We start from the raw sequence: 4567 nt of genomic DNA on the forward strand, positions 1-4567 counted from the left end.
AAACTCTTATATAAAACAATTAATTTATGAAACAGATTGACTTAAGTAAACAAACGAAAAGTCGTTATCCGGACAACAACAGTTCGAGGTGGCGGCTTTGGTGTATGATGCTGTTGGCTGTCTTTGTCGGGACAGTAAATAGTTATGGACAAACGATTGCCTGGGATACTCCGGGGCTTTCTATTTCGCCGGAGAATGCGACGGTATATGGAAAGAAACTGGAGGTGGAAGCCAATTTTAATATTGGATCAACAGATATTACGACTCCGGAACTGCGTATAACCGTACCCGCCGGGTTTACCTTTGGTGGCATCTCCGGTACAGTAGGTGGAGTAACCGTTACCCCAACTAAATCAACTACCACAGGTACTAATTGGGTGTTTAAGTATTCCACCTTTGGTACCAATAAGGCGGCTGCATTTGTCGTCACATTGGTACCCACAGATGCTGTAAAAGGAAACGTTTCCGTTTCCGTTTATAGTGGAACGACACAGGTCGGCACCAGTAAAGAGGCTGCAATCAAGAATATCTATACGCCTACAATCAGTGTCGTCGGTAGCGATGTTACTTATTCACAGGCAGAAGCGGATACCAAGACAAAGAAACCTTTTGAACTGAAAATGTACACCTCGGAAGGGGCCATTCGTTCGTTCCAGGTAGCACTGACGGTGGATAAGTTTGTGACTCTGGAAAACTTCCAACTGAAAGGGGAAGAGATTGGGGGCATAAGAGCTACATTGACAAATCCTACAATAGAAGAAACAGCTTCCGGAACAGATAAAAAAATATATACAATAACTATTGGAGAGGCCAACCTTACGGATGGTCGCCTTTCAACTGTGAATCAATTATTGACCTTCGATGCTTCTTCTTCCTATTTAGGAAACCGCCCGATTGATATTGCCTGGGGGTATCCTTTAGCGACAAGCACAAATAAAGGAACGGGAACAACAATTTATATGAAGTACCCAACAATGGAAGGGGCGCCGAATATTAAATTAGATAAATATACCCGAACTACCGGTGGAGTCTTGCAAACATCAGCCGCCTGGTATGATATTCCATTGGATGGTGTGACAACCAATGAATGGAATTTCTTTTATACCAATAGTGGGTTAGATGCGTCTGAATTGGAGTTTGCTATGCCAAATGTAAATTGGTATAGCGAATTTCAGCTGGATGCGATAACCTGGAAGATTACTGCGGCTGGAAAGGAAGATCAATCCGGAACGATTGCGGATTATGATGTGACTAAATATCTATCAGACTATAATTACACGGCGACTGATAATAAGATTCCATATACTTTTAGTATTAAGTTACCTTCAGATGCTTGCTTGTATCAAGATGGAACATTGGAGATAAATATGCCAACGATAGATGGACAAATCTATAATGGTATTAAATCAACAACAGCAAATTCTAATGGATACCCTCGCTTTTATGGGAATCGAGGTCTTTATTTAACCTATGCAGTAACAAAAGGAGGAGAGACGCAGACGGTTATGTCTTCTGCTGATATTTACAGCTTCAATTCAAACGTTCTTTATCTTACTGAGGCTTTAGCCTTTACTGTAAAAAAAGGACGGTCTGCAAGTATAGAATTGCCGTTGAGTACTGTTGCTTTATATGAAGGAAAAGTTTATGCGGAGGTATTTATGCGTTTACCCAAATACCTGACATTAAAGAATCCAACTAATGCTGATGTCATTTATACTAGAACGACAGGAAGTGTTTTGCCTTCCATTACTGTTACCCCGGCACAAGATCTGAGCGATGTGAATTATAATATCTATTCCTGGAAAATAGAGTCGACAAGTGGTAATCTTGCATTTACTCATTTTTCAAATACATTTATGCAATTGGAAATAGAAGCAGCCGCTTCTTCTTCGGCATATACAGGATTGAATCAACTGACTGGACAGGTGAAATATTGGGTGAACCATAGTGTGAAAGGAACGCTTATTAAAGAGACTTCTCAACGATTCCAAAACTATACAGTTTTATGTAAGGAGGATGTAGGAATTTCTTTTGATAAAGAGGTAGTGCTTGAACGAACAACGAAAGGATATGAATTGGATGGGGCTTTTGCAAAAGATGATGGATCTGGTAATCCTATTCCTGTTAATAAGGCAAAGATCCGCCATGACTATTATCTGGTAGGTGACGGAGGCTTTTTCACCTGGGAAGCGACTGTTTTAAATGGAAATGCCAAACATCTGTATCTTTTGTTAGAAAGTGCTACAGAAGATCTTTTAAATGCAGGAAGTGGTTATTTTGAGGTAGGGCAGGCAAAGGTTGATATCAAACGAAATAATGTCAGTAGGGGTGTTGAGAATATGACCTATACGAATATATCCCGGAAAAAAAGTTCCTTATTGTTAAGCAACTACAATTTTGAAGCGGGTGATAAGCTAATTATCACTCTTCCTTTTACAACAAGTACTACTATTGCAACAAGTACATACAGGGATTTGAAAACAACAGCCTATATTAGTACTGAAACCAGTTTTGATTCTGCTACCAGCGTTTTGGAAGGAGGGGATTATACATCTACTATGTTGATCTCAGTTAATGCAGATGGAAAAAACCTGACTAATATAGGAGGAGAGATGCCTTTTACAGGAAATACAGCTTTAAATATTGGTTTTTTTCGTAGATATTCTGTTGGCGGTTTTTATAATGAAGCAAGAACTGATAAATCTCCTTATGTAACTGAGTTTACTCTTTATATCCCTGAAGGATATGAATTAATGAAAGTTTATGCAACTTATGGAATAGCAACTTATCCTATATTAACACCAATTAATGAAGGTGGATACTCAAAATATACATTTAATGCTTCTTGGAAAGAAACACTACCTCATGAAAATCCTGCTACAGCCAAGGTTACGAATGGAAATCATTGGACAGTTATGGCTACAGTTACAGCGACCAAATCAGCACCCCGAACAGCAGTACCTATAAAGTATGAAGCTGTAATTTACAATCCGCTTACCGGACAAAGTGTCAATACAGTTGTTTATGATGGGACTAGACTGGTATACAAAGGCGGCGCCCTCTCCCTAAACATCATCGGTGAAACTACCCTCCCCGCCACCATCGCTGAGAACACCGTCGAATTAACCCTGGGTAACCCCTTAGTCGGTTCCGTTAACAGCGACAACTGGCTGTATATCGAAGGAGCCCTGGATTATTCAACCTTGAAGTTGACCTCGGCCGGTGGAACTGCCCTTACCCCTTTCTCTTTCGGTGCCGACTACTGCTGGATCCAGGTTCCTGGGGATATCAATGGCGGTGAATCCTTTGCTTACGACCTCTCTTTTACCTATACAGGGCCAGAGGCCGGAGGTGAGGTCAAGATGTACACTTCCAGTACCTTTACCAATTCGACTACTTGGGATCCAACAACCTTAGGAAAGTTAGACCCGACTGATCCGGATGTAAAAAACTACCTGGGTGGGGTAGCAAAGCTTACAATTGTTAAGCCGGAACCCAAACTGACAGGTGAGCTCATCGTATCCGACAGAGCCCTGTCTTTAAATAATGAATACAATCTGACGGCCATATTAAGCGGAGCCTCCAGTACAGCCGATGTGAAGAACCCGGAAATGGTGATCACCATTCCGGCCGGACAGAAATATGTAGATGGTTCAGCCAAGGTTACCTGGAACGGAACGACTTCTGTTATCAATACCCTGAAGCCGGCCGTGGAAGCTGCTTTGGTTGCTGCAACAGCGAATACTGCATCTCCGCAGCCGTTTACCTTCAGTGCTTATGACTTGTTTGGAGATCTTCTCCTTCAACCTAGCACAGGAGATGCCGCCCGGCAGAAGATTACACTTACGGCAGCTTTCAGGACCGACTGTAATACCGAATTATACAATGTGTCATTCAAAGGAGTTATCAGTGGTAAGACAATCTATGATAGCTCTGATGTCTTGAATAACGGCTCGGAATATTATACCGAAAGTATGAAGGCGACAATCTCGGCTGCTCTGGGCTTCCAGGTAGCGGCTTTGGGAACGACCTCTTTTGTGGTAGAGACCAGTGATACGGATCCGGCTTCTGCCACCTTGCAGGTGACGATAAACCGTTTGAATCTGAATGCCCTTGCCGGCACGGAACAACTGCGTGTGATCCTTCCCAAGGAACTGAGTCTGAATGGTAGTGTTTCGGTAGATGCCAGTAGTGAGATCTCTGGTATTTCAGTTGCCGGTGCGACAGGTGGGTTGAATACCAACAACGAATACGTGGTGGCTATCCCGATTGATTATACGAATATGACAACAACGGGTAAGGTGGTGTATAACATCCCGCTTATTTCCAGTTTCACCGGAGCCAGTGGTGACCCTCTCTTGGCAACGCCCTTGAAGGATCTCTCTGTCTCTGTTACCCGTGACTTGAACTTAGAAGGATGTTCAAGCAATCCGAAACCTTTCCCGGTAAGTGAAGAGGTGAAAGGGAAAGCTCTTTTCTTCGCCTACGACGCCGGTGACAAGAAAGTCACAGCCGGCACGGATTATGACGTAACAGCTTTGACTACCGGCATAACCGGTGATATGAC

At 42.7% G+C, this 4567-nt stretch carries 1 protein-coding gene; it reads left to right on the plus strand.

All coding sequences use genetic code 11. From position 1 onward, the window contains the following. Positions 1–26: 26 nt before the first annotated feature. The coding region (locus D0T51_RS12045) for a hypothetical protein (RefSeq protein ID WP_163729626.1) at positions 27–4567 on the plus strand (4541 nt) is incomplete at its 3' end.

It is taken from the genome of Parabacteroides sp. 52 (assembly GCF_010500925.1).
In the GTDB taxonomy this organism is placed as follows: domain Bacteria; phylum Bacteroidota; class Bacteroidia; order Bacteroidales; family Tannerellaceae; genus QVMG01.